The sequence below is a fragment of the Geomonas oryzae genome, assembly GCF_004117875.1.
In the GTDB taxonomy this organism is placed as follows: Bacteria; Desulfobacterota; Desulfuromonadia; order Geobacterales; family Geobacteraceae; genus Geomonas; species Geomonas oryzae.
This window is the reverse complement of record NZ_RAHW01000007.1, coordinates 269,369-291,431: the sequence shown is the minus strand read 5'-3', so window position 1 is coordinate 291,431 and position 22,063 is coordinate 269,369. Positions and strand designations below refer to the sequence as shown.

Sequence of the window (22,063 nt, the reverse complement as noted above, 5' to 3'; positions counted from 1 at the left end):
TGTCACCTGTCGGCAACCGGCACCGCCGCTAGCGTGTCTTTGGTATCCAGTCGAACTCCCGTTTTTCTTCCGGTTTCACCTGGTCCGTGGGGAGCACGGTGGCCTCTCCCGGAGGCGTAGGTTGCACGATCTTCGGCGTGATGAAGAATACGAGGTCCTTTTCTCTCATCTCCTTGTCCGTGGCCCTGAAAAGCGAGCCGAGGATCGGGATGTCCCCAAGGAGCGGAATCTTCGACATGTTCCTCACCTGCTCTTCCTGAAGCAGCCCCGCGAGGACCAGGCTCTCCCCCTCGCGCAGCTCGACGCTTGTGCGCACGTCACGCGTGTCGATGATGGGGTAGCCGTTCACGGCGAGCGTTCCGGCGATGCTGCTCACCTCGGCCGGATCGATCTTCAGGTTGATGAGGCCGCTTGGCAGCACCTCGGGTTTGAACCTCAGCTTCACCCCGACCGTTTCGAAGACGATGGAGGTGGTGGCGGTCCCGCCGGTACTCACCACCACGTTGTACGGGATCTTGCTCCCTGCCAGAAAATCCCCTTCCTGTCCGCTCTTCACCAAGAGGTTGGGTTCGGCGAGGATCTTCGCGAGCCCCTTGCTGCTGAGCGCCTGCAGCACCGCCCCGATCCCGGCCGGGAAGTAGGAGACGCCGACGGTGAACGGGTCGAGGGGATCGAACGAGGTGAGGGCGGGGACCGAGCCGGCTATCCCCTTGAGTCCCGCGGAGGAGCTAGTGCTGCTTGGCGCCCCGATCAGGTTCAGGAACCCCTCGGCACTGGTCCCTTTGACCATGGCACTGATCCCCAGCTGCTTGAGCGAGGTGCGATCCACCTGCGCCACCTTGACCTGGAGCAGGACCTGCGCGGAGGGCTCGATGGTGAGATGGTTCAGCACCTTGGGCGCGTACGCCTTGGCGATCTCCTCCGCCCTTTTCAGGGTGGCTTCGCTGGCGACGCTCCCGGAAAGGACCAGGGTGTCCTGAGCGAACTGCACGTTGATGTCGTCGTCGGGCGCCCAGTCTTCAAAGAGCGACTCGATCCCTTCCCGGTCCCCGACCACGCTCACGTCGAAGAAGATGGGCTTGTCGCTGTTTTGCTCCCACACGACCAAATTGGTATTGCCGATCTTCTTGCCGTTGATGAGGATCTGGTTGCGTCGCGGGGGATCCGGGACGTCGATGATGTCGCGGTCGGTGATGGTGATATAGGTCGCCGGCTGCTTCAGCGTCAGCACGACCCCCTTGTTGACGGTCACCATGGTCGGGACCCCGGCCGAGGCCGCTTTGGGGGAAAGTGCCGCCATCAGCAGCGTCACGGCAAACGCCAGGCTTTTAAGGGCGCGGAGAAACATCATGGGTCACCTCGTCCGATTCGGAAGCGGTCGCTTTCTCGGCATTTTCACTCGGGGTATTGTCGTGAAGACTTCTCTGATCCCCTGACGATCACCAGGGTGTAGGAGGCTCCCGGCATCGGTTTCGCCTCCCTCTTCGGTCGCGCCTTTGGGGCACGGGGTGCCGCCGGTTGCGGCGTGCGGGCGGCCTGCACCCCCAAAAGCTTCGATACGGTGATGCCATGGGAGGCGACCGGGGCGCTGTCGGAGATGTTTCGAAGCAGCAGTTGCAGCGATCCCTTGCCAGCGGAAAGCACCAGCTTTTCCGAGTCCTCCGGCGTGAGGTCCAGGGTGACGGTCGGCACCACCACGGGCTTTCCCCCCTTCTGGTCGGTGATCTGGCCGGTGGCGAGCACGGGGGCATTCTCGAGGACGATTCTGCTGATGCTGTCTCTTTCATTTTCCGGCAGGGGCATGGTCACGACGACGTCGACCCGGTCGCTCGGGGTGAGAAACCCGGCAACCCCCGCCACTTCATTCACCGCGACGGTGACGGCACGGTGCCCCTGCGGCACCACGTAGGTCATGAAGCCGCTGCCGGGAGCCCCGGACCCGGGTTTTAGTTTCGCCTCGGTGACGGCGTCGCCGCCGTTGATCGGGCGAACCGCCACCCGGTTCACCAGGGGCTCCGGCTCCGGGCTGCTGCCGGGGGGGATGCTGTCTTTGGGCCAGCTCGTCACCTTAAGCTGCGCCTCCTTGATTGTGGATCCGACCGGGATGTCCGCCGCGGCGACGACGATCTTTTGCGGTTGGACCGCCTTGAAGGTAGCCATTTCCCTTTGCAGGTAGGTGTAGGAGAGCCAGGCCGCGGCCACGGCGAACAGCAACGCGAATACCGAGACCACTGCGACGGTGCTGGGGCGGGTCATACGTTTCCTCCTCGTTCACGTGCGCCGGCAGCCACATGCGGTGTGCCGGATCCGGGGGAGGCGCCCTTCTAAAGGCGATGCCAAGGGTCACCTGCGGCGGAGTGCGCGCACAGGTGACCCCACGGGAGCCGTTTCAGCGGGCACTCAGGTTGGTGTTGACGTCCGTGAACACGGTGCTGGTCGTCCTGCCGAGGGTTCTGACAGCAACCATCACGACGATCGCGATGAGCACCAGTATCAGAGCGTACTCGACCAACCCTTGCCCACTGATGTTTCTGAACAAACACTTCATCTTGCTTGACACTTTCTCTTTCACAGACATGATGACCTCCCTTTTGATGGCTGCTGTTGGAGTATCTACCACCCGGACTTCAGTACAACATCGCTGTGATGTTGTTTGCACTACTGATTCTATTGGATGTTGTGCCGGTGATGAATTTCAGACCTCCTGATTCAAACAATTGCTTCAACTTCGGATATCTGCCGTGCCGCTGGTTGTTAGTGATCAGGACTCGTAACAATCATTAAATTGTGTATGAAATTAAAAAACTTTAAAATACTACGACGGCGGAACGATTGTGCAAGCGATTTTTTTTAGCCCCCCCGAGGAATTCCCGATGGTCGCTCTCCGGGAATCGAGGACGGGGCCCTTTTTCTCCCGGGGACGGCTTGAAATTGGAATCCTCTAACCTATACTGGTGCCTGTTTTGTCCGGAGGGTGCCGGCAACCGCTAACGCGCAAGGAGCTTTCTTATGCGGAACGACCCAAGGGGGCAGGCGTTGGTGGAGCTCGCGCTGGTGGTTGTGATCGTCTCCCTGCTGGGGTTCGCGGTCATCGATCTGGGATGGATTTTTTACGCGCGCCTCACCATGCAGCACGCGGTAAGGGAGGGGGCGCGGCTCGCCGTTACCGGCTGCAGCGATGGGTCGCCATCGCGCAGGGCGGCTCTCAACGCGAAGGTAAGGGAACAGTCCATGGGGCTCTACGACCGCAACCTCCATAACCCGAAGGAGCCGAAGGTGAGCGTGCTTCCCCTTGATGTCCCCGCCTTTGCCAACTACACCGGTGCCCCGGTCGAAGACGGGGGAGACCCCGGCGAGCCGAACCGGCTCATCATGGTAAGCCTCACCTATACCTGTCCGCTGCTGACGCCGGTCCTAAGGCCGGTCTTCGGCCCTACCTACACCTTCACCGCCAGATCAACCATGAGAAACGAGGACTTCCCCGCCAAGGAGGGGAAATGATGAGGCCCTGTGCCGGCCGGAGTCGGGTGCGCGGGCAGGCGTGCGTCGAGTTCGCCCTGCTGCTGCTCGTTTTCGGGCTCGTGCTGCTGGCGATCTACGATTTCTCCTGCGCCATCCGCGCCAACACCGTGATATCGAACGTGAGCCGGGAGGGGGCGAACCTCGCTGCCCGTCCCGCTCCGGGGACGCAACCGGATCTGCAGGGGATCATGGATCTCCTGGCGGCCACCGCCCAGCCGCTGGACATGGCGCAAAGGGGGATGATGTACATCACCGAGGTCCAGGGGGACACCATAAAGGCGCAGGAGGCGTGGAAGAAAGGGGCCTTGAGGGTCGACAGCAGGGTGGGAACCTACACGCCGGGTGGGGCGCACCCAAAGGCGTTGGACCTGGACGCGCTGAACCTGGGGAGCGGGGAGAGGGCTTTCGTGGTGGAGGTCTTCTACGAGTACCGGAGCCTCTTTTCCGGAAGCATGGTGACGCTTGGCAAGCAGTTCTACTCGAGGACCGTCTTCTGACGGTACGGAGGGGGACATGAAAGAGCCTGCAGGCAGGGAGAAGGGGCAGGTGCTCGTCGCGTTCGTCCTCACCGCGACGTTTCTCCTGGCGATGATCGGGCTGGCCATAGACGTCGGCATGGCCTACCTGGTGAAGACCAAGCTGAGCGCGGCGGTCGACGCCGCAGCGCTCGCAGCGGGGAAGGTGGCCCCCCAGGGGGAGGTGACTGCGGGTGCGGAAGCCGCCAGGTTCTTTGCCGCCAACTACCCTGACGGCCTCTTGGGTGCACGGGTTGCCGCTCCGACCACGGTCGTCACGGAAGAGGACCAGTCCTGGAACGTAACGGTGAGCGCCACGGCGCAGCTCCCCTCATACTTTGCCAAGGCGGTGGGGACGAGGCAATTCACCGTCAGCGCGAGTGCTACTGCGACGCTTTCCCCGGTGGATCTCGTGCTCGTGCTGGCAACCCCGGAAAGACCGGGCGATCAGGCGCTGGAGGCGGCAAACGCCGCGGCAGGGAGGTTTCTGGGAAACTTCAACCCGGAGTCGGACCGCATCGGCTTGATCCGTTTTGCAAGCGGCGTCGAGGCGCCGGACGAGTTCAGGATCAGGGAGAAACGAGGATTCGACCTGGGCAGGATGCAGGATTATCTCGCCGCCCCGGAAGCGCGGGAGCCGGGGTACGCCGCGGCGGAGGAGGCGCTCCGGGTTGCCAAGGAGCAACTGGACTCCCTGCCGAAGCCGAGGCAATCGAAGCGGCGCATCATCGTCCTCTTTGCCGCCGGAGCGCCCAACGGCATGGCCGCCCGCTTCGGAACCGGCACAGGGGAGACGGTCGGAGCCCTCTCCTCGCAGGACGCAGGCCTCTACCCGCTGTACCGAAGGGACGAGGTGAGCTCGCCGCTTAGGCGTTCGGCCCTGTCCCTTAACACGCTGCCTGAGACGGACTGGAGCGGGACCGTGCCCGTCAGAAGCTTCAACGCGGCGCGGGAGCTTCTCCCCGTGGCGAACAGCTTCGATGAGCAAAGGTGCAACGTCGACCGCGCGGCGCGCAACATGGCCGAGAACGTGGCCGACGCGGCGCGGGGAGAATCGGGTTCGCAGGGGTACCCGATCATCATCCACGTCATCGGGCGCGGCTCCAAACTAAGCGAGATCGAGGCGGCCTGCTCGTACGGCAACAACGAAAAAGGGGAGAACATCATGAGGCGGCTGGCGAACGTGAACGGGGTCGATACCTACAACGCGAACCAGCCAAGCGGCACATACGTCTCGGCGGAGCCGGAAGAGTTCGACGCGGCCTTTCGCAAGGTCGCCACTTCGGTGCTGCGCCTGTCGCGGTGAGGTCATCACCCATCTGGGGGTGCACGTTGAAGAAATCGGGAACGGAAGGAGAATTGGCCGGCCACGCGAGACTGCTCAGGTCGATCGCGCTCTTCTCGCACCTGGACGAGGAGGCGTTCGCCGAGGTGCAGCGCAGGATCCTCGAGAAGAAGTTCCATAAGAACCAGATCGTCCTTCTCGAGGAGGACACCGCCAACTTCATGTATGTCGTCTTCAGCGGCAAGGTCCGCGTGGTCCACCTCGGGGGAGAGGGGACGGAGCGCATCCTCGCCGTACACAAGCGCGGCGACGTCTTCGGCGAGATGGCGCTGCTCGACGCGAAGACCGCCCCCGCCACGGTGATCGCCATGGAGGACACCGAGATAGGGCTCATCTCCAAGGAAACCTTCGACACCTTCTTCCTCGGCAACGACAAGGTCCTGCTCCAGTTGGTGGCGATGCTCTGCCAGCGCCTGCGCGAGGCGCAACTGGTGCTGAAGGCGATCACCCTGCCGGATGCGGAGCAGAGGCTGCGCTCCATACTGAACCACCTGAGCCTGCTGCACGGCGTGCCGGACGCCCGCGGCGTGGTGATCGCCCTTCGGCTCACCCACAAGGAACTCGCGGGTTACACGTCGGTATCCCGGGAGACCGTGACGAGGCTTTTGCAGCGGCTGACGCAGGAGGGGGACCTGGAGATGTTGCAGAACCGGACCATCCTGCTGAAGCCCGGGTTCAAGCGCAAGATGCAGTTCCTGTAGCCCGCCGCCGGGCGCCTTGACATGGTGAAGCGCCTAACTATACTTGCACGGTTGGAAAAAATTAATGATTTTGCCGGCCGCTGTCATTGAAACGGCACCGGCAGTATCTGGTCCTTTTCGGAGCTGAACATGGACGGTCAATGGGCTAAGAGAACTTACTGGTGGTACATGCTGTGCGGGTGCCGTGCTCGTGGTGCAGAGCGCTTCGGTCACGGGTTTCATCCCCTTGAGAGCTTCCGCCAGAAACTCATCCAGGAAAGAAAACGCGCTGAGAGAGCGGGTAAGCCGCTGCTTGTCATGGTGGTGACCGCGGGAGGCGGCTATGACGAAGACCCCGCCGCTTTCCTTGGCCGGTTGGCCAAGGGGCTTCCCGGCTGCCTGAGGGAGACCGACATCTGCGGGGCACTGGACGGGAGGGCGGTCGGCGCGATCCTGGTCGAGGTGACGGCGGACAAGGTGAAAGAGGCGGAGCGCTGCGTCGGCAACAAGGTGACCGGGATGCTGCGGAGCTGCTTCGGCGAGGAGGCGGCGAGCCGCATGGTGGTCACCTTCAGGCTCTACCCCGAAACGGGGGGAGACGGCGCCGCCTTCGACCTCCTCTTTTTCCCGGAGGTCACCGCCACCACCTTGGTCAAGACGCCGGGGGTGCTCTTAAAGCGGGCCCTCGACCTGGTCGGAAGCCTCACTGCGTTACTGCTGCTAAGCCCTATCTTTCTCCTGGTCCCCATCGCCATAAGGCTTGGCTCGGAGGGACCCGTCTTCTTCGTCCAGGAGCGCTATGGGCTGAACGGCGCCCGCTTCAAGCTGTTGAAGTTCAGAAGCATGCACGTGAACCGGGACGACGCCATCCACCGGGAGTTCGTGAAGGAACTGATCGAGGGGAAGATCGATGCCGGCGAGGACACCGTGTACAAGATCACCAGCGATCCACGGGTAACCGGCGTCGGCAGGTTTCTGAGGGCGTACAGCCTGGACGAACTGCCGCAGCTTTTCAACGTGCTGAAGGGGGAGATGTCTCTCGTAGGGCCGCGGCCGCCGATCCACTACGAGGTCGAGAACTACCGCGGCTGGCAGCGCAACCGCCTGATCGGGAAAAAACCGGGCATCACCGGCGCCTGGCAGGTAAGCGGCAGGAGCTCGACCAATTTCGACGAGATGGTGCGGCTCGACCTTCGGTATCTAAGGAACTGGAGCGTGCTGCTGGACTTGAAGATCCTCCTCATGACCCCCATGGCCGTACTGAGGTGCAGGGGGGCTTACTAGCGCTTCAACATTCAGGGTGGGAGCTATGATCAACGTCGGCATAGTAGGATTCGGCTATTGGGGGCCCAACGTCGCAAGGAACTTCAGCTCGACCCCGGGCGCCAGGGTCGTCGCCATAAGCGATGCGGACGAGAAGTCCCTGCAGCGGGCCGCCGCGAGCTATCCCGGGGTCCGGACCGAGCGCGAATGCGACAGGCTTCTTGGCGCCAAGGATATCGACGTCGTGGCGATCGTCACGCCGGTTTCGTCGCACTTCGAGATCGCCCGCAAGGCGCTCGCGAACGGAAAGCACATCTTCATCGAAAAACCGTTCACGGCCTCGGTGGCCGAGGCGGAAAAGCTCATCGAGCTCGCCGAGCGCAAAAACCTGAAGATCATGGTGGACCACACCTTTCTCTTCACCGGCGCGGTGAAGAAGATCAAGGAGTTGATCGACGACGGCATCCTCGGGGACCTCTACTACTTCGATTCGATCAGGGTGAACCTCGGGCTCTTCCAGAAGGACGTGAACGTGGTGTGGGACCTCGCCCCGCATGACCTTTCCATCATGGACCATCTCCTGCGCATGGACCCCGTCGCGGTGACCGCCACCGGTATCGCCCACTTCAGAAACGAACTCGAGGACGTGGCCTACATCACCATCTACTTCCCAGGAAACGTCATCGCGCACCTGAACGTGAACTGGCTGTCGCCGGTAAAGATCAGGACCACCTTGATCGGCGGGCAGAAGAAGATGCTGGTCTGGAACGACCTGGTGAGCGACGAGAAGATACGCGTCTACGACAAGGGGGTGGACGGCCTCGACAGCCTGAACATGGAGTCCAAGGAGAAGGCCTACGGACTGCGGCTCAGCTACCGCAGCGGCGACATGTGGGCCCCGCGCGTTACCCAGGTCGAGGCCCTGCAGGGCGAGACATCCTATTTCATCGATTGCATAAACAACAACGTCACCCCGAAAAACGACGGACACGCCGGGTTGCGGGTGGTCCGCATCCTCGAGGCGATCAAGAAGTCGTTGGCTGGCGGCGGCGTGCTCGTGCGGCTGAACTGACGGGAGGGGAGTCGTCGACCGCACCCCGGGAAAGGAGAACGCTATGGTGGAAAATTTCGCGGCAGTGGCACCAGATGTAAAGCTCGGGCAGAACGTAAAACTTGGGAAGTTCATCAACCTCTACGGCTGCACCATCGGTGACAACTCGAAGATCGGCGCCTTCGTGGAGATCCAGAAGAACGCCGAGATCGGCAAGAACTGCAAGATATCGAGCCACAGCTTCATCTGTGAAGGGGTTGAGATCGAGGAGAACGTCTTCATCGGTCACAACGTGACCTTCATCAACGACCTCTACCCGAAGGCGACAACCGTCTCGGGGGAACTGCAGATGGAATCGGACTGGAGCGTGGTCAGGACCGTGATCAGGAAAAACGCCTCCATCGGTTCCAGCTCCACGATCCTTTGCGGCGTGACGGTGGGCGAAAATGCCATCGTCGGTGCCGGCAGCGTCGTCACGAAAAACGTGGAGCCTTACAGCATAGTCGCCGGAAATCCGGCCCGGGTGTTGCGGTACATCCCGAAGGAGAAATCAGATGAAAGTGCCCTTTCTCAATCTCAAAGCCCAGTATGACGCCATAGCGGACGAGGTGCAGCAGTCGATAGGCGAGGTCATGGCCAACTGCGCCTTTTCCGGAGGTCCCTACGTCGAGAAGTTCGAGGAGGAATTCGCCGCCTTCTGCGGGAGCAGGTACGCGGCGGGGGTAGGAAGCGGCACCGAGGCTCTTTGGCTCGCGCTGCTCGGCCTCGGCATCGGAGCGGGGGACGAAGTCATCACGGTACCGAACAGCTTCATCGCGACGGCGGAAGCGATCACCCTGTGCGGAGCGACCCCCGTTTTCGTCGACATCGACCCGAAAAGCTACACCATGGATCCGGCCCTTCTGGAAAATGCGATCACACAAAGGACCAGGGCGGTAATCCCTGTGCACCTCTACGGTCAGACCGCGGACATGGACCCGATCCTCGCCATCGCCGACCGGCACGGCCTCGCGGTAATCGAGGATGCCTGCCAGGCCCACGGCGCCGAATACAAGGGGCGGCGCGCGGGCTCCCTGGGACATGCCGCCTGCTTCAGCTTCTACCCCGGCAAGAACCTCGGCGCCTACGGCGAGGCAGGCGGGGTGGTCACCGCCGACGAGCAGCTCGCGCGCCGGATCAGGATGCTGCGCGATCACGGCCAGTCGCGCAAGTACTACCACAACGTGATCGGGATGAACGGCCGCATGGACGGTATTCAGGGGGCGGTGCTGAGCGTCAAGCTGAAGTACCTGGAAGCGTGGAACGCCAGGCGGCGCGACCACGCCCAGTGGTACCGCAAGGACCTTTTCGGGATTACGGCGGTAAAGACGCCGCAGGAGATGGATTACGCCCGTCACGTCTATCACGTCTTTGCGGTGCGGATCCCGAACCGGGAACAGATGAAAGAAGCGCTGCACGCAAGCGGCATTGAGTGCGGCGTGCACTACCCCGTTCCCATCCACCTGCAGGAGGCGTACAGCGCAAGCGGCAAGGCTACGGGGAGCTTCCCGGTTTCCGAGCGCTGTGCCGCCGAGCTGCTTTCGCTCCCCATGTTCCCGGAGCTCACGGAACACCAGATTCAATACATCTGCCAGGAAGTAAGGCGGATCACTGATGCCCCTTAACGATCTCCACGTTATCGATCCCCGCAGTGATGACGCATATGACACCTGGGTCGGCAGCCGTCGGACGAGCACCGTGTTCCACTGTTCCGCGTGGGCGCGGCTGCTCGCCGATTCCTACCGCTTTCGTCCGGCCTACCTGCTTTTGAACCATGAATTCGAGGTCGCTGCGTGTCTTCCCTTGATGGAGGTGGACAGCCTCATCACGGGAAGACGCGGCGTCTCCCTCTGTTTCTCGGATTCCTGCGGGGCGGTGGCCGACGGGGAGGAAGAGTTCCACGCGCTGCTGCAGGCGGCATTGGCCCACGGCAGAAAACGGAAGTGGCGCTATCTCGAGTTCAGGGGGGAGCGCTTTCTTGAAGCTGAGGTGGCAAGCCGCTGCTTCGTGAATCATACCCTTGCCCTTTGCCGGGATCCCGACGAGATGTTCGCGAGGGTGAGAAAGAGCACGGCGAGGGGGATCCGGAAGGCGCTAAAGGAAGGGGTGCGCGTCCGGTTCCATCGGGACCTCGAAGGCGTTCTCACCTACTACAAACTGCACTGCCTGACCAGGAAACGCCAGGGGGTCCCCCCACAGCCCAGGAGCTACTTCGTCAACCTGCATCGGCATCTGATCGGCAGGGGGCTCGGCTTCGCCGTCCTCGCCTATCATGCCGGGACCGCCGTCGCCGGGGCGATCTGCCTGCACTACGGCAGTAACGCCATCTACAAGTACGGCGCCTCGGACGAGAGGTACCAGAGTCTGCGCGCCAACAACCTGCTTTTCTGGGAGATGATCACCAGATGTGCGCAAAGCGGCTTGGAGAACCTGAGCCTTGGCCGGACCGATCCCGACAACCGCGGCCTTATCCAGTTCAAGGACGGCTGGGGCGGGGTCAGGAGCGAACTTAAGTACCACCGCTACGATTTCCGCGAGGGGGGCTTTTGCGGGCCGGGCGCCGAGGAGTGGAAGTACAGCGCACTCCTGAAGAAGCTGCCGGGGGGGATGCTGAGGGCCCTGGGAGAGCTGGGTTACCGGCACATGGGATGATGCTCGACGCGGCGGCCTTGAAACGCTCCCCTTGGCCTGGTAAGAGATCGGTGCAGGGCAAACGGGAAAAGTGAAGGGGCAGTGGTCGTGACCGCTGCCCCTTCCACGTTGCGCCGCATTTCCCCTGCTTCACGCACGAGGCTGCGCCGTCAGGATTCCACCGGCGTCCCGCCCGAGATTCCGTGCCAAAAAACGCATTGCTTCAATAAACTTCATTGGTATAGTTTCATGGTTTTGCGCCGTCCGGAGGAAAATGGGCGGCTCGGGAGGAATCAAGTGTGCGGGATTGCTGGCATCGTTAACCTGAAAGAAGCCGAAGCCCCATCCCTTGAGCAGGTCGTGGCGATGATCTCGCCGCTGCGCCACCGGGGACCGGACGAGTCCGGGGTGTACCTCGACACCCGCGCCGGGCTCGGGCACCTGCGCCTGAGCATCATCGGCATCGACGGCGGAACGCAGCCGATCGGCAACGAGACCGGCACGCTCTGGATCGTCTACAACGGCGAGGCCTACAACTACCTCGAGCTGAAGGAGGACCTCCTAGCCCGGGGGCACCGCTTCACGACCCGCACCGACACCGAGGTGCTTTTGCACCTTTACGAAGAGTACGGCCCCGCCTGCCTCGACAGGATCAACGGCCAGTTCGCCTTCGCCATCTGGGATGCCGCAAAGGGGGAACTCTTCCTCGCCCGGGACCGCGTCGGCGTGCGTCCCCTCTACTACACCTTCACCCCGGACGGCCGGCTCCTGTTCGCCTCCGAGATCAAGGCGATCCTCGCCGTAGCCGGCAGGCACGGGCTCGACGCGCAGGCGCTCAGCCAGCTCTTCGTCTTCTGGAGCACGCTCCCGGGGCGGACCTTCTTCCAGGGGATCGAGGCGCTCCCGCCGGGGCACTACCTGCGCGTCGACGGCAGGCGCTCCGACCCCGTCCCATACTGGCGCATCCCGCACTTTTCGTGGCGCGAGATCCCCCCGGGGGAGTTTGCCGAGGCCGCCGACTCCTTCGCCGCGCTCCTTGACGACGCGGTCCGTCTGAGGCTGCGGGCCGACGTGCCGGTGGGGGCCTACCTCTCCGGCGGGCTCGACTCCTCCATCATCGCCGCCCTCATCGCACGCCACTGCAAGAGCCGTCTTAAGACCTTCTCGCTTGGTTTCGCCGACCCCGCCTTCGATGAGAGCCCCGCCCAGGACGAGATGGTGACCCGTCTGGGGACGGACCACCGGCGCGTCCTCGTCGAAGACGCGCAGATCAGAACGCTCCTGCCTGAGACGGTCTGGCACTGCGAACAGCCGACCCTGCGCACCTCTCCGGTCCCCATGTACCTCCTTTCCCGACTGGTCCGCGAGGAGGGGTACAAGGTGGTCCTCTCCGGAGAGGGGGCGGACGAGATGCTCGGGGGGTACAACATCTTCAAGGAGGCGAAGATCAGGCAGTGGTGGGGGCGCCTTCCCGGCTCCTCGCTGCGCCCGCGCCTTCTCGAGCGGCTCTACCCTTACGTGTTCCGCGACCCTTCCCGCGGGCGCCACTTCCTGCGGGAGTTCTTCGCCGTCGACCCGAGGCAGCTGGACGATCCCTTCTTCTCTCACGCGGTGCGCTGGGGGGGAGGGGCGAGAAACCTCACCTTCCTGTCGAAGGGGGTTCGCGAGCAACTCGCGGGGTACGATCCGCGCGAGGAGCTTGTACGCCTGCTCCCGGAGGGATTCGCCGGGCGCGACTTTTTCTGCCGCGCGCAGGTCCTGGAGATCGAGCTCTTCCTGGCGGGCTTTCTCCTCTCCGCGCAGGGAGACCGCGTCGCCATGGCCCACTCGGTTGAGATGCGCCACCCCTTCCTCGACTACCGGGTGATCGAGTCCGCCTTCCGGCTCCCCCCGCACTGGAAGATGCGAGGGCTCGCCGAGAAGTACTTCCTGAAAAAGGCCTGCCGCGATCTTTTGCCCGAGAGCATCCTGAAAAGGGCGAAGCAGCCCTACCGTGCGCCGGTCCGCTCCCTTTTCACCCTGGTCGCCGCGGATTACGTGGAAGAACTCCTGAGCGCGTCGAGCCTTAAGGCTAGCGGCTACTTCGATCCGGAGCGGGTGGGGCGCCTTTTCCGCAAGGTGCTCTCCGCCCCGGCCGGTGAATTCGACAACATGGCCCTCATGGGGATCGTCACCACGGAAATCCTGCACCGCCAGTTCGTCGCCGCCGCCTCCTGGAAGGGGGTCCCCGTCGTGCGTCCGGACCTGGTATGCGCCCCCCCGGGGCGGAAGAGGGGGGGCGGTCCCGTGGGGAGCCCCGGGCTTTAAAGGAGAAACCATGAACGGTTGCGTGCACCACTTCCTGGAAAACAGCGCCTCGCGCCGCCCGGACAAGGTGGCCCTCGTTCACGACGGCGAGCGGGTCACCTACCGCCGCCTCGATCGTACCGCGTCCCGCATAGCCGCTTTCCTGATCGAGCGCGGCGTGCAGCCTGAAGACCGCATCGTCCTGCTTCTGGGCAACGGCGTCCAGTACGTGGCGAGCTACTACGGCATCCTGAAGGCGGGGGCGGTTGCGGTACCGCTTAACCTTCAGACCGGGCCCGAGGCGCTCACCCGCCTTTGCGAAGAACTGCAGCCCGCAGGGATCATCATGGAGCGGGAGGGGGCCCTGCTGCGCACCCCGCTCCAGTTTCTCCCCTCGGTCCGTTTCGTTCTCTTCGCCGACGCGGCGGCCCCGGCGGGGGAGGGGGGCGCCTGGGGGTGGGATCAGGCCCTGAAGGGGGAGGAACTCCCGCCGGAAGGCCGTCCCGTCGCCGACACCTCCCTGGCCAGCATCATTTACACCTCCGGCTCCACGGGAGCCCCGAAGGGGGTCATGCTCTCGCACGCGAACATCGTGAGCAACACCCGCTCCATCGTCGAATACCTGCACCTGACCGAGGACGACGTCCAGATGGTGGTGCTCCCCTTTTTCTACGTCATGGGGAAATCGCTCCTCAACACGCACGTGGCCGTCGGGGGGACGGTGGTGATCAACAACAACTTCGCCTACAGCGCCTCGGTGCTGCGGCAGATGGCCGAGGAAGGGGTGACCGGCTTTTCCGGCGTCCCCTCCACCTACGCCTATCTGCTGCACCGCTCGCCGCTCGCCTCCTTTAGGGACCGCCTCCCGGCCCTGCGCTACTGCACCCAGGCGGGAGGGCACATGGCGCGCGAGATCAAGGAGCGGCTCATGCAGGTCCTGCCGGCGCACACGAAGCTCTTCGTCATGTACGGGGCGACCGAGGCGGCGGCGCGCCTCACCTACGTCGAGCCGGAGCGGCTCGCCGAGAAGATCGGCTCCATCGGCAAAGCGATCCCCGGGGTGACGGTCCGCGTGCTCGGCCCGGCCGGCGAGGAGCTCGCCGAGGGAGAAAGCGGCGAGCTGGTCGCATCGGGCCCCAACATCATGCTGGGGTACTGGGGGGACCTGGAAGCAACGGCGCGCGTCCTCGACCGAAACGGCTACCACACGGGCGACATGGGTTACCGCGACGGAGACGGCTACCTCTACGTGACCGGCAGGAAGGACCACCTGCTCAAGGTGGGTGGGCACCGCGTCGACCCGCAGGAGATCGAGGATGTGCTCATGTCGAGCGGACTTTTGCTCGAGACTGCGGTGCTCGGTGTGGACGACGCCCTCTTGGGGACCAGGCTCGTGGCCCTCGCCGCGCCGCTTGAAGGGGCCGCCGACCACCTGGCGCTTTTAGCCCATTGCCGCGCGAAACTGCCGAGACACAAGATCCCGGCGGAGATAAGGCTCGTCTCCCTGCTCCCCAAACACCCAAGCGGCAAGGTGGACCGGGCCTCCTGCCTGGTCATCTGCGGTGCGGCTCCAACGACCACCAGCTAGGTCCCTGACGGGACCGGAGAGGAAGGTGCCTATGACGACAGCGACGTTTTCACCCGAGGTGCTCCGCCTCGACCCGCAACGGGAGGCGGAACGGATCTGTGCGAGGATCAGGGAACTGATGCGGAGGGAGGTCAAGCGGGGAGGGGTGGTGGTGGCCCTTTCCGGCGGGATCGACAGCAGCGTGACCGCGGCCCTCGCGGTCCGGGCGATAGGCGCCGCGCGCGTGGTGGGGCTCGAGATGCCCGAGCGCCACTCCGCCCCGGAGACCCTCGCCCTGAGCGGGAAACTCGCGCGGACCTTCGGGATGACGACCTGCGTGGAGGACATCTCGGGGATCCTCCATGCCGTCGGCTGCTATGAGAAGTACGACCAGGCGGTGCGCCAGGTGGTGCCGGAGTACGGGGCGGGGTGGAGCTCCAAGATCGTCATCTCCGCGGTCACCGACAAGCCGCGCTTCACCACCTTCTTCCTCGTCACGCAGGACGACAAGGGAGAGCAGCGCACGGTGCGCCTCCCCCTTGCCCCCTACCTGCAGATCGTCGCCGCCACCAACTTCAAGCAGCGCGTGAGGAAGATGCTCGAGTACTACCACGCCGACCGGCTGAACTTCGCCGTCGCCGGCACCCCGAACCGGCTCGAGTACGACCAGGGGTTCTTCGTGAAACTGGGCGACGGCGCCGCCGACCTGAAACCGATCGCGCACCTTTACAAGTCCCAGGTGTACCAGCTGGCCGAGTACCTGGGCGTCCCCGAGGAGATCCGCCGCAGGGCGCCGACCACGGACACCTATTCGCTGGCCCAGGGGCAGGACGAGTTCTACTTCTCGCTCCCCTACCGACAGATGGACCTCTGCCTCTGGGGAAAAAACCACGGCGTCCCGGCCGAAACCGTCGCACCCGTACTCGGGCTCACCCCGGCAGAGGTGCGCATGGTGTACGAGGATATCGAAACCAAGAGAAGGACCACCCGTTACCTGCACCTGCCGCCGCTTCTGATGGAAGAGGTGGGGTTGCCGTGACCCGAAGGGGTAAAGGAGGCGCAACATGAGCGTTACCGAAGAGATCAGGAACTTCGTCGTGGAGAACTTTTTGTTCGGGGACGAGGCGGGACTTACCGACGACAGCTCCTTCATCAAGGAAGGGATCGTCGATTCCACCGGCATCCTGCAACTGGTCAGCTACCTCCAGGAGCGCTACCGGATCGCGGTGGACGACGAGGAACTCACCCCGGAGAACCTCGACTCGGTGCGCCGGGTGGCGGCCTTCGTGGAGGTGAAACGCGGCCGTGTCGCCGCAGGGGCGTAGGGGGAGGCCATGGGGATGGGGATCCTGCAGAGGGTGCTGGGAAAGCTCGCGATGGTGGCACCGGGGGGATACACGCTGCGCCCGTGGCTGCAGCGCCGGCGCGGGGTGCGCCTGGGGAAAAACGTCTGGCTCAGCCAATTCGTCTACCTGGACGACCAGCACCCCGAACAGATCGTCATCGGCGACAACGTGACCATAGGCCTTCGCTGCACCGTGTTCGCCCACTTTTACCTTGGCGACCGCGCCACCGAGGAGGCGAAGGGAGGGGTGGTCATCGAGGAGGGCGCCTTCATCGGACCCAACTGCACCATCCTGCACGGGGTCACCATCGGCGCGGGGGCGGTGGTCGTGGCGGGGAGCGTCGTCACGCGCAACGTCCCCGCCGGCACCCTCTACGGCCCCCCCGCCGCGCAACCCATAGCGCGCATCACCCACCCGCTGACCGCCGGCGGTGAGGTCCAGTACCGCAAATTCCTCTTCGGGCTGAAAAAGCTCTAGTCGTAGGTCTTCTTCATGGCATGGAACAGGAACGCGAGCAGGAGGGCTGCGGCCACCGCGATCCCACCCACCACGCGCCGGCGCGCATGCTCGTCATCGATCACCTTGAGCGCCTGGTCCAGCTTGTCGAGCTCCTTGTTGATCGCCGCCGACTCGCTCTTCACCCGGTTCACGTCCACGTCGTGGAACAGGGTGTGGAAGCGGTTTCTCACCGCGAAGAGCGCCTTGCCCATCTTCTCGGTATCCACCCCGCTCACCTGGAACTTTTCGATCCTCCCCGAGATCCCCACGATGCGCGCCTCGGTCCCGCTCATGGCGTCACGGATCGCGCGCGCCCTCTCGAAGCTGTGGCAGCGGGTGCAGCTCTTCTCGTTTATGAGGGCGAGCGACGCCTTCATCACCTGGTGGTTTTGGTGACAGGTGACGCAGGTCGGTCCCCCCGCGCCGAGAGCCCGGCCGTGGGCGCTCGCCAGGTAATCCTTGTAGACGCCGGGGTGACAGCGACCGCAAAAGGCGGGGATGTCCTTCTCCTTCGGCGCCCCCAAAAAGCCGCGCTGCGGGCTCATCGCGTTCGCCGCGTCCTTCGGGTCGCCGCCGTGGCAGCCGTTGCAGGAGATGCCGTTTTCCGCGTGCACGCTGCCGCGCCAGAGGTTCACCGGCGCACCTAACCGGTCCGGCATGGAGCCGTGACACTGGATGCAGACCGTTTCCGGCTGTTCCGCGGCTACGGCTGCGGCCGGTTGCAGGAAGAGAAGCGGGGCCAAGAGCAGGATGGCCAGGATGTTTTTCGCAATCATGACAGGTGCCCCCATACGCTCAGTGCGATCCAGAGCAGGATGCCGGCGATCACCAGGGTGAGAAAGAGCGGGCGCTTTAAGGGGTGGCGCTCGGGAGAGCGGTCGATGAAAGGGAGCAGCGCCAAAAAGGTCATCGCCGCCGCCTGCACCGAAAGCCCCAAGAGCTCGCTCGGGAAGATCTTCAGGGTCTGGTAGTTGGCCAGGAAGTACCACTCGGGCTTTATGTGCGCCGGGGTCTTGAAGGGGTCGGCCGGGACGAAGGCGTCCGGCGTGAACGGCATGTTGGGCCAGAAGAAGACCACCGCGAGGAACACCGCGAAGTAGATGGAGATCGAGCTCAAGTCCTGCAGCGCGTAGTTCGGAAAGAAGGGGATCCCACCCGGGTGCCCCTGGTAGTGGTACTCGCGCGCCTCGAACGGGTTCGCCGTCTCGTCCCTGCCGAAAGGGGGCGCCGAGACGCCGGTCCGTTTCAGGAAGAAGAGGTGGGCCCCGATCAGCGCCGCGATCACCACGGGGAGGACCGCCGCGTGCAGGGCGAAGAAGCGCCCGAGCGTCGCCGGCCCCACGAGCTTTCCGCCGCGCAGGAACTCGACCAGGGTGGGGCCTAGCACCGGGATGGCGCTGACGCTGTTCGTGGCGACCGTCGTGGCCCAGAAGGAGAGCTGGCTCCAGGGGGCCAGGTAGCCGGTGAGCGAGATCCCCTGCACCAGGGCAAAAAGCGTGAAGCCGGTCACCCAGTTCAACTCGCGCGGCGCCTTGTAGCTCCCCATCATGAGCGTGGAGAGCATGTGCAAAAGGAGCACCGCCACCATCATGTTCGACCCCACCGCGTGACACAGGCGGATGAACCAGCCGAAGGGGACCTCGTTCATGATGAAGGAGACGCTCTTGAACGCCTTGTCCGCGTCGGGCACGTAGTAGATCATGAGGAGCATGCCGGTTGCGACCTGTATGGCGAAGATCACCAAAAGGACGCTCCCCAGGGAATACCATTCGTTGATGTTGCGCGGCAGAAGGTAGCCGGTGAGCTCCTTTTCCGCGATCTCGCCGATCCCGTAGCGCAGATCGAGCCAGCGGTACAGCCGGTTTAACATGGATGCCTCCGTAAGCGGAAAGGGTTAACCGATGGTGATGTTACCTTCGGTGACGGTGAACGGGATCTTGGCGAGCGGGCGCGGGGGAGGGCCCCCCAGCACGGTGCCGTCGGTGGAGAACTGGCCGCCGTGGCAGGGGCAGAGAAACTGCTGCTTCTCCTTCACCCACTGCACGATGCAGCCGAGATGGGTGCAGACCGCGGAGAGTGCTACCAGTTGGCCGCTGCTGGTCTTGATGAGGACGGCGGAAGAGCCGGCGAACTCGAAGAACTTGGCGTCCCCCTCCTTGAGCTCCCCGGCCGGTATCACCAGTTTGGCCGCCCCTCCCTGTCCGGACCTGGGCGCCAGGTAGCGCAGCACCGGGTAGCCGGCGGCAGCCGCGGCCGCGACCGTGCAGCCGGCCACACAGACCCCGAGAAACTTCCTTCTCCCTTCGTTCTCCATGCCTTCCCCCCGCTAGTGTCGGTTGATTCGGCACAAGTATAATGACCACTTGGACCATTTCAAGCGACTTTTTTCATGAATATCGGGTGCCCCCGCCGTTCATCACCCGGTGTGGGCGGGACTTCAGGGCTTTAACAAGGACGCACGTTCATGAGGGACACCCTCTTTCCCTTTACCCGCGGCGCCGTTTCCGATATGCTTCCCCGGCCGTACCCGCCGTAACGAGAAAAGGAGAACGCATGGAAACCTACTACGACCCGAAGGACCTGGGGAGCTTCGCCGAGATCGGCAAGGACGCACCGGAGCTTGCCGGGAAGTTCTTCGACTACTACAACGAGGTCTTCGCCGAAGGTGAGCTCTCCGAAAGGGAAAAGGCGCTCATCGCCCTGGCCGTCGCCCATACCGTGCAGTGCCCCTACTGCATCGACGCCTACACGAGGGCCTGCCTCGAGAAGGGATCGCACTTAGGCGAGATGACCGAGGCCCTGCACGTGGTGACCGCGATCCGCGGCGGCGCCTCCCTGGTGCACGGGGTGCAGATGCGCAAGATCGCGGAAAAGCTTTCGCTATAGGAGTCGCGATGTCCGCAACGATGGAAAACGCCGCGCCGGAGAGCTTCCGGCAACGGCTAGCGCGTCACGAGCTTTCCCTCGAGCGGGACGAGACCCGCGCGCTGCAGGTGAACGTGGGGCTTGTCTGCAACCTCTCCTGCGGGCACTGTCACCTCGAGGCGGGGCCCGCCCGCAGCGAGATGATGGAGCGCCCGGTTATGGACCAGGTGATCGCCGCCGCCGCGCGCCTCCCCTTCGCCGTCATCGACGTGACCGGCGGCGCCCCGGAACTGGTGCCGGAGCTCCCCTACCTTTTGCGCGGCCTGGCACCTCACACCCAAAGACTGATCGTGCGCACGAACCTGGTCGTCCTGGAGGGGGAGCGGGGCAAGCCCCTCATGGAGCTTTACCGCGACCTGGGCTGCGTGCTCGTCGCCTCGCTTCCCGCCAGCAACCAGGCACAAACCGACGCCCAGCGCGGCGCCGGGGTCTGGGAGCGGAGCATGGCCGCCCTGAAGCAGCTGAACGCGCTCGGCTACGGCATGCCGGAAAGCCCGCTCGAACTCGACCTCGTCAGCAACCCCTCGGGCGCCTTCCTCCCGGCGCCGCAGCTCGAGGCCCGGGAGAAGTTCCGGCGCGATCTCGCACGCAGGCACGGCGTCAGCTTCCACAACCTCTACACCTTCGCCAACGCGCCGCTCGGCCGCTTCCGCCACTTCCTGGAGCGCTCGGGGAACCTCGAAGCCTACCTCGAGCGGCTCGCCTCCGGCTTCAACCCGTGCACCGTCTCCGGCGTCATGTGCCGCAGCCAGCTCTCCGTCGACTGGACCGGGCGCCTCTACGACTGCGACTTTCACCTCTCCCGCGGCATCGATATGGGGGGGGAGGAGCGCTTCCTGCGGGAGCTTACCGAGCTTCCCGCGCCGGGCACCCCCATCCCCGCCGCCGACCACTGTTACGCCTGCACCGTGGGCGCCGGCTTCACCTGAGGGGGGAGCATCGTGGCCTAGTTGGGCCGCCCTGCCGCAAATTTTCATTGGGAAGTCGTCTCTTCTGCGCTATAGTGGCCTCCGGCCTGCGGGCGCGGAGCGCCTTGGAGGCGATGCCGGAAAGGAGGGACACGTGGCGAGAAAACCGCTGGTAAAAAAGGACGAATGCATCAGTTGCGGCATCTGCATCGGGAACCTTCCCGCCGTGTTCCGCTTCGACGATCACGGCAAGTCCGAGTGTTACGACCCGGAAGGGGCCGACGAGGCGGAGATCCAGGCCCGCGCCATCGACCTCTGCCCGGTTTCCTGCATCATGTGGGAGGAGTAGCACTCCCCATGAGACGAACCGACCTCTTAAGGGGCACCGCCCTTTTCACCTGCGTCGTCGCCATAAGCCTTCTGCACTACCTAACGCCGCTCAGGCTCGGGATGTTGCACGACATCTTCCAGCGCCTGTACTACATCCCCATCATCTTGTCCGCCTTCTGGTTCGGTTTCCGCGGCGGCGTCGGCTGCGCCATCCTGGTCACCATCGCCTACGCCCCCCACATCCTCTTCCAGTGGGGCGGCCATATCGCCATGGAGATGGAGAAATACCTCGAGGTCATCCTCTACAACGTGGTAGGCGGCATCACCGGCTTCCTGTCGCAGCAGGACCGTTTCCGCCGCGAGGAGCTGGAGCGTAGCGCAAAGGGGCTCGAGGACTCCTACCGCCAGTTGAAAGAGCAGTCCGAGCTCATCATCAGGATCGAGGAGCAGCTAAGGCGCGCCGAGCGCCTCTCCGCCCTGGGCGAGCTCTCCGCCATCCTGGCCCACGAGATCCGCAACCCCCTGGCCTCGATCCGGGGCACCGCCGAGATCCTCATGGAGGACGGCGGCGCCGCCAACCGCCGCGAATTCCTCGAGATCCTCGTCAAGGAGTCCGACCGCCTGAACCGCGTCGTCGAGGACTTCCTGCGCATGGCCCGCCCGGAGCCCGCCGACAAGAGGGAATGCGACTTGAACGAAGAACTCGCCAACATCGTGACCCTCCTTTCCGCCCAGGCACGCACCGGCGGCGTCACCCTCGAGCTGGCACGCAGTGCGCTCCCGCCGGTGGTCGCCGACCCGGGAAAGCTGCACCAGGCCTTCATGAACATCCTTTTGAACGCGATCCAGGCCTCGTCGCAGGGGGGAAAGGTGCGCGTCGCCACCGCCTTGGGGCGCGACGGACGCATCGAGATCCGCTTCACCGACGAAGGGAGCGGCATCTCCGCCGAGGCGCTCGCCAAGATCTTCGAACCCTTCTTCACCACCAAGGGAAGCGGCACCGGCTTGGGACTCTCCATCACCAAGAAGATCATCGAAGGGCATGGCGGCACCCTGGAGGTGCAGAGCGAGCCGGGGCGCGGGACCACCTTCCTGGTCGCCCTCCCGCGCTCCGCGTAGTGTGGAAAATCCTACGCCGGCTGCCGGATATTCCACAG

General features: G+C 64.1%; 24 protein-coding genes. 18 read left to right on the top strand and 6 right to left on the bottom strand.

Going from position 1 to position 22,063, the window contains the following annotated elements:
• Positions 1 to 28: 28 nt before the first annotated feature.
• From D6Z24_RS18130 to D6Z24_RS18120, 3 genes are all read right to left on the bottom strand, one after another.
• Positions 29 to 1,351 (bottom strand): type II and III secretion system protein family protein, encoded by a 1,323-nt coding sequence (locus D6Z24_RS18130; protein ID WP_129128023.1) that lies wholly within the window; start codon positions 1,349 to 1,351, stop codon positions 29 to 31.
• Positions 1,352 to 1,395: 44 nt separating this feature from the next.
• Positions 1,396 to 2,256: a Flp pilus assembly protein CpaB gene (cpaB, locus tag D6Z24_RS18125; protein ID WP_129128022.1), complete on the bottom strand. Its 861-nt coding sequence runs from the start codon at positions 2,254 to 2,256 to the stop codon at positions 1,396 to 1,398.
• A gap of 133 nt (positions 2,257 to 2,389) precedes the next feature.
• Positions 2,390 to 2,548: a Flp family type IVb pilin gene (locus tag D6Z24_RS18120; RefSeq protein WP_129128064.1), complete on the bottom strand. Its 159-nt coding sequence runs from the start codon at positions 2,546 to 2,548 to the stop codon at positions 2,390 to 2,392.
• Positions 2,549 to 3,009: 461 nt separating this feature from the next.
• Here D6Z24_RS18120 and D6Z24_RS18115 point away from each other — a divergent pair, with 461 nt between their 5' ends.
• The 14 genes from D6Z24_RS18115 to D6Z24_RS18050 all read left to right on the top strand — a co-directional run bounded on the left by D6Z24_RS18115 (position 3,010) and on the right by D6Z24_RS18050 (position 16,722).
• Complete coding sequence (locus tag D6Z24_RS18115; RefSeq protein ID WP_129128021.1) at positions 3,010 to 3,501, top strand: TadE/TadG family type IV pilus assembly protein; 492 nt, start codon at positions 3,010 to 3,012, stop codon at positions 3,499 to 3,501.
• Entirely contained in the window at positions 3,498 to 4,019 is a 522-nt protein-coding gene (locus D6Z24_RS18110) for a TadE/TadG family type IV pilus assembly protein (RefSeq protein ID WP_129128020.1), read from the top strand. The genes D6Z24_RS18115 and D6Z24_RS18110 overlap by 4 nt, the downstream gene beginning before the upstream one ends.
• Positions 4,020 to 4,035: 16 nt before the next feature.
• Positions 4,036 to 5,343: a pilus assembly protein TadG-related protein gene (locus tag D6Z24_RS18105; protein ID WP_129128019.1), complete on the top strand. Its 1,308-nt coding sequence runs from the start codon at positions 4,036 to 4,038 to the stop codon at positions 5,341 to 5,343.
• 26 nt (positions 5,344 to 5,369) lie between these two features.
• Positions 5,370 to 6,083 carry a Crp/Fnr family transcriptional regulator gene (locus D6Z24_RS18100; RefSeq protein WP_129128018.1) on the top strand — a complete coding sequence of 238 codons (714 nt, stop codon included), beginning with the start codon at positions 5,370 to 5,372 and terminating at the stop codon, positions 6,081 to 6,083.
• Between the two features lie 129 nt (positions 6,084 to 6,212).
• Positions 6,213 to 7,346 (top strand): sugar transferase, encoded by a 1,134-nt coding sequence (locus tag D6Z24_RS18095; protein ID WP_129128017.1) that lies wholly within the window; start codon positions 6,213 to 6,215, stop codon positions 7,344 to 7,346.
• A gap of 25 nt (positions 7,347 to 7,371) precedes the next feature.
• Entirely contained in the window at positions 7,372 to 8,397 is a 1,026-nt protein-coding gene (locus D6Z24_RS18090; protein WP_129128016.1) for a Gfo/Idh/MocA family protein, read from the top strand.
• 43 nt (positions 8,398 to 8,440) lie between these two features.
• Positions 8,441 to 8,968, top strand: coding sequence for an acyltransferase (locus D6Z24_RS18085; protein ID WP_129128015.1), 528 nt, complete (start codon positions 8,441 to 8,443; stop codon positions 8,966 to 8,968).
• Positions 8,931 to 10,040 carry a DegT/DnrJ/EryC1/StrS family aminotransferase gene (locus D6Z24_RS18080; protein WP_129128014.1) on the top strand — a complete coding sequence of 370 codons (1,110 nt, stop codon included), beginning with the start codon at positions 8,931 to 8,933 and terminating at the stop codon, positions 10,038 to 10,040. The genes D6Z24_RS18085 and D6Z24_RS18080 overlap by 38 nt, the downstream gene beginning before the upstream one ends.
• Positions 10,030 to 11,067, top strand: coding sequence for a lipid II:glycine glycyltransferase FemX (locus D6Z24_RS18075; protein ID WP_129128013.1), 1,038 nt, complete (start codon positions 10,030 to 10,032; stop codon positions 11,065 to 11,067). Before D6Z24_RS18080 ends, D6Z24_RS18075 begins: the two co-directional genes overlap by 11 nt.
• A gap of 276 nt (positions 11,068 to 11,343) precedes the next feature.
• On the top strand, positions 11,344 to 13,353 hold the full coding sequence (gene asnB, locus D6Z24_RS18070) for an asparagine synthase (glutamine-hydrolyzing) (RefSeq protein ID WP_129128012.1): 2,010 nt from the start codon (positions 11,344 to 11,346) through the stop codon (positions 13,351 to 13,353).
• 10 nt (positions 13,354 to 13,363) lie between these two features.
• Positions 13,364 to 14,920 carry a class I adenylate-forming enzyme family protein gene (locus D6Z24_RS18065; RefSeq protein ID WP_129128011.1) on the top strand — a complete coding sequence of 519 codons (1,557 nt, stop codon included), beginning with the start codon at positions 13,364 to 13,366 and terminating at the stop codon, positions 14,918 to 14,920.
• Between the two features lie 31 nt (positions 14,921 to 14,951).
• Positions 14,952 to 15,938 (top strand): NAD(+) synthase, encoded by a 987-nt coding sequence (gene nadE / locus D6Z24_RS18060; RefSeq protein ID WP_129128010.1) that lies wholly within the window; start codon positions 14,952 to 14,954, stop codon positions 15,936 to 15,938.
• Positions 15,939 to 15,963: 25 nt separating this feature from the next.
• The gene (locus tag D6Z24_RS18055) at positions 15,964 to 16,224 is read left to right on the top strand and encodes an acyl carrier protein (protein WP_129128009.1); all 261 of its coding nucleotides are present in this window, start codon (positions 15,964 to 15,966) and stop codon (positions 16,222 to 16,224) included.
• Between the two features lie 9 nt (positions 16,225 to 16,233).
• On the top strand, positions 16,234 to 16,722 hold the full coding sequence (locus D6Z24_RS18050; RefSeq protein WP_129128008.1) for an acyltransferase: 489 nt from the start codon (positions 16,234 to 16,236) through the stop codon (positions 16,720 to 16,722).
• Here the strand turns inward: D6Z24_RS18050 and D6Z24_RS18045 are convergent.
• Genes D6Z24_RS18045 through D6Z24_RS18035 form a run of 3 tightly spaced genes read right to left on the bottom strand, consistent with a single transcriptional unit; the run spans position 16,719 to position 19,057 of the window.
• Complete coding sequence (locus D6Z24_RS18045; protein WP_129128007.1) at positions 16,719 to 17,519, bottom strand: cytochrome c3 family protein; 801 nt, start codon at positions 17,517 to 17,519, stop codon at positions 16,719 to 16,721. The genes D6Z24_RS18050 and D6Z24_RS18045 overlap by 4 nt on opposite strands.
• Complete coding sequence (locus tag D6Z24_RS18040; RefSeq protein WP_129128006.1) at positions 17,516 to 18,613, bottom strand: cytochrome b; 1,098 nt, start codon at positions 18,611 to 18,613, stop codon at positions 17,516 to 17,518. Before D6Z24_RS18040 ends, D6Z24_RS18045 begins: the two co-directional genes overlap by 4 nt.
• A gap of 24 nt (positions 18,614 to 18,637) precedes the next feature.
• Entirely contained in the window at positions 18,638 to 19,057 is a 420-nt protein-coding gene (locus tag D6Z24_RS18035; protein ID WP_129128005.1) for a QcrA and Rieske domain-containing protein, read from the bottom strand.
• A gap of 239 nt (positions 19,058 to 19,296) precedes the next feature.
• On the opposite strand from D6Z24_RS18035, the gene D6Z24_RS18030 reads away from it, so the two are divergent.
• The 4 genes from D6Z24_RS18030 to D6Z24_RS18015 all read left to right on the top strand — a co-directional run bounded on the left by D6Z24_RS18030 (position 19,297) and on the right by D6Z24_RS18015 (position 22,025).
• Positions 19,297 to 19,629 carry an arsenosugar biosynthesis-associated peroxidase-like protein gene (locus D6Z24_RS18030; protein WP_129128004.1) on the top strand — a complete coding sequence of 111 codons (333 nt, stop codon included), beginning with the start codon at positions 19,297 to 19,299 and terminating at the stop codon, positions 19,627 to 19,629.
• 8 nt (positions 19,630 to 19,637) lie between these two features.
• The gene (gene arsS, locus D6Z24_RS18025; protein ID WP_129128003.1) at positions 19,638 to 20,597 is read left to right on the top strand and encodes an arsenosugar biosynthesis radical SAM (seleno)protein ArsS; all 960 of its coding nucleotides are present in this window, start codon (positions 19,638 to 19,640) and stop codon (positions 20,595 to 20,597) included.
• 133 nt (positions 20,598 to 20,730) lie between these two features.
• The gene (locus tag D6Z24_RS18020; RefSeq protein WP_129128002.1) at positions 20,731 to 20,925 is read left to right on the top strand and encodes a ferredoxin; all 195 of its coding nucleotides are present in this window, start codon (positions 20,731 to 20,733) and stop codon (positions 20,923 to 20,925) included.
• Positions 20,926 to 20,933: 8 nt separating this feature from the next.
• Positions 20,934 to 22,025: a two-component system sensor histidine kinase NtrB gene (locus D6Z24_RS18015; protein ID WP_129128001.1), complete on the top strand. Its 1,092-nt coding sequence runs from the start codon at positions 20,934 to 20,936 to the stop codon at positions 22,023 to 22,025.
• Positions 22,026 to 22,063 lie beyond the last annotated feature (38 nt).

Coding starts and splice junctions, on each gene's coding strand:
- D6Z24_RS18120 (WP_129128064.1), bottom strand. CDS start 2,548: ATGAAGTGTTTGTTCAGAAACATCAGTGGGCAAGGGTTGGTCGAGTAC.
- cpaB (WP_129128022.1), bottom strand. CDS start 2,256: ATGACCCGCCCCAGCACCGTCGCAGTGGTCTCGGTATTCGCGTTGCTG.
- D6Z24_RS18045 (WP_129128007.1), bottom strand. CDS start 17,519: ATGATTGCGAAAAACATCCTGGCCATCCTGCTCTTGGCCCCGCTTCTC.
- D6Z24_RS18105 (WP_129128019.1), top strand. CDS start 4,036: ATGAAAGAGCCTGCAGGCAGGGAGAAGGGGCAGGTGCTCGTCGCGTTC.
- D6Z24_RS18015 (WP_129128001.1), top strand. CDS start 20,934: ATGAGACGAACCGACCTCTTAAGGGGCACCGCCCTTTTCACCTGCGTC.
- D6Z24_RS18130 (WP_129128023.1), bottom strand. CDS start 1,351: ATGATGTTTCTCCGCGCCCTTAAAAGCCTGGCGTTTGCCGTGACGCTG.
- D6Z24_RS18075 (WP_129128013.1), top strand. CDS start 10,030: ATGCCCCTTAACGATCTCCACGTTATCGATCCCCGCAGTGATGACGCA.
- D6Z24_RS18050 (WP_129128008.1), top strand. CDS start 16,234: ATGGGGATGGGGATCCTGCAGAGGGTGCTGGGAAAGCTCGCGATGGTG.
- nadE (WP_129128010.1), top strand. CDS start 14,952: ATGACGACAGCGACGTTTTCACCCGAGGTGCTCCGCCTCGACCCGCAA.
- D6Z24_RS18040 (WP_129128006.1), bottom strand. CDS start 18,613: ATGTTAAACCGGCTGTACCGCTGGCTCGATCTGCGCTACGGGATCGGC.
- D6Z24_RS18115 (WP_129128021.1), top strand. CDS start 3,010: ATGCGGAACGACCCAAGGGGGCAGGCGTTGGTGGAGCTCGCGCTGGTG.
- D6Z24_RS18065 (WP_129128011.1), top strand. CDS start 13,364: ATGAACGGTTGCGTGCACCACTTCCTGGAAAACAGCGCCTCGCGCCGC.
- D6Z24_RS18055 (WP_129128009.1), top strand. CDS start 15,964: ATGAGCGTTACCGAAGAGATCAGGAACTTCGTCGTGGAGAACTTTTTG.
- D6Z24_RS18085 (WP_129128015.1), top strand. CDS start 8,441: ATGGTGGAAAATTTCGCGGCAGTGGCACCAGATGTAAAGCTCGGGCAG.
- D6Z24_RS18095 (WP_129128017.1), top strand. CDS start 6,213: ATGGACGGTCAATGGGCTAAGAGAACTTACTGGTGGTACATGCTGTGC.
- arsS (WP_129128003.1), top strand. CDS start 19,638: ATGTCCGCAACGATGGAAAACGCCGCGCCGGAGAGCTTCCGGCAACGG.
- D6Z24_RS18090 (WP_129128016.1), top strand. CDS start 7,372: ATGATCAACGTCGGCATAGTAGGATTCGGCTATTGGGGGCCCAACGTC.
- D6Z24_RS18030 (WP_129128004.1), top strand. CDS start 19,297: ATGGAAACCTACTACGACCCGAAGGACCTGGGGAGCTTCGCCGAGATC.
- D6Z24_RS18110 (WP_129128020.1), top strand. CDS start 3,498: ATGATGAGGCCCTGTGCCGGCCGGAGTCGGGTGCGCGGGCAGGCGTGC.
- D6Z24_RS18080 (WP_129128014.1), top strand. CDS start 8,931: ATGAAAGTGCCCTTTCTCAATCTCAAAGCCCAGTATGACGCCATAGCG.
- D6Z24_RS18035 (WP_129128005.1), bottom strand. CDS start 19,057: ATGGAGAACGAAGGGAGAAGGAAGTTTCTCGGGGTCTGTGTGGCCGGC.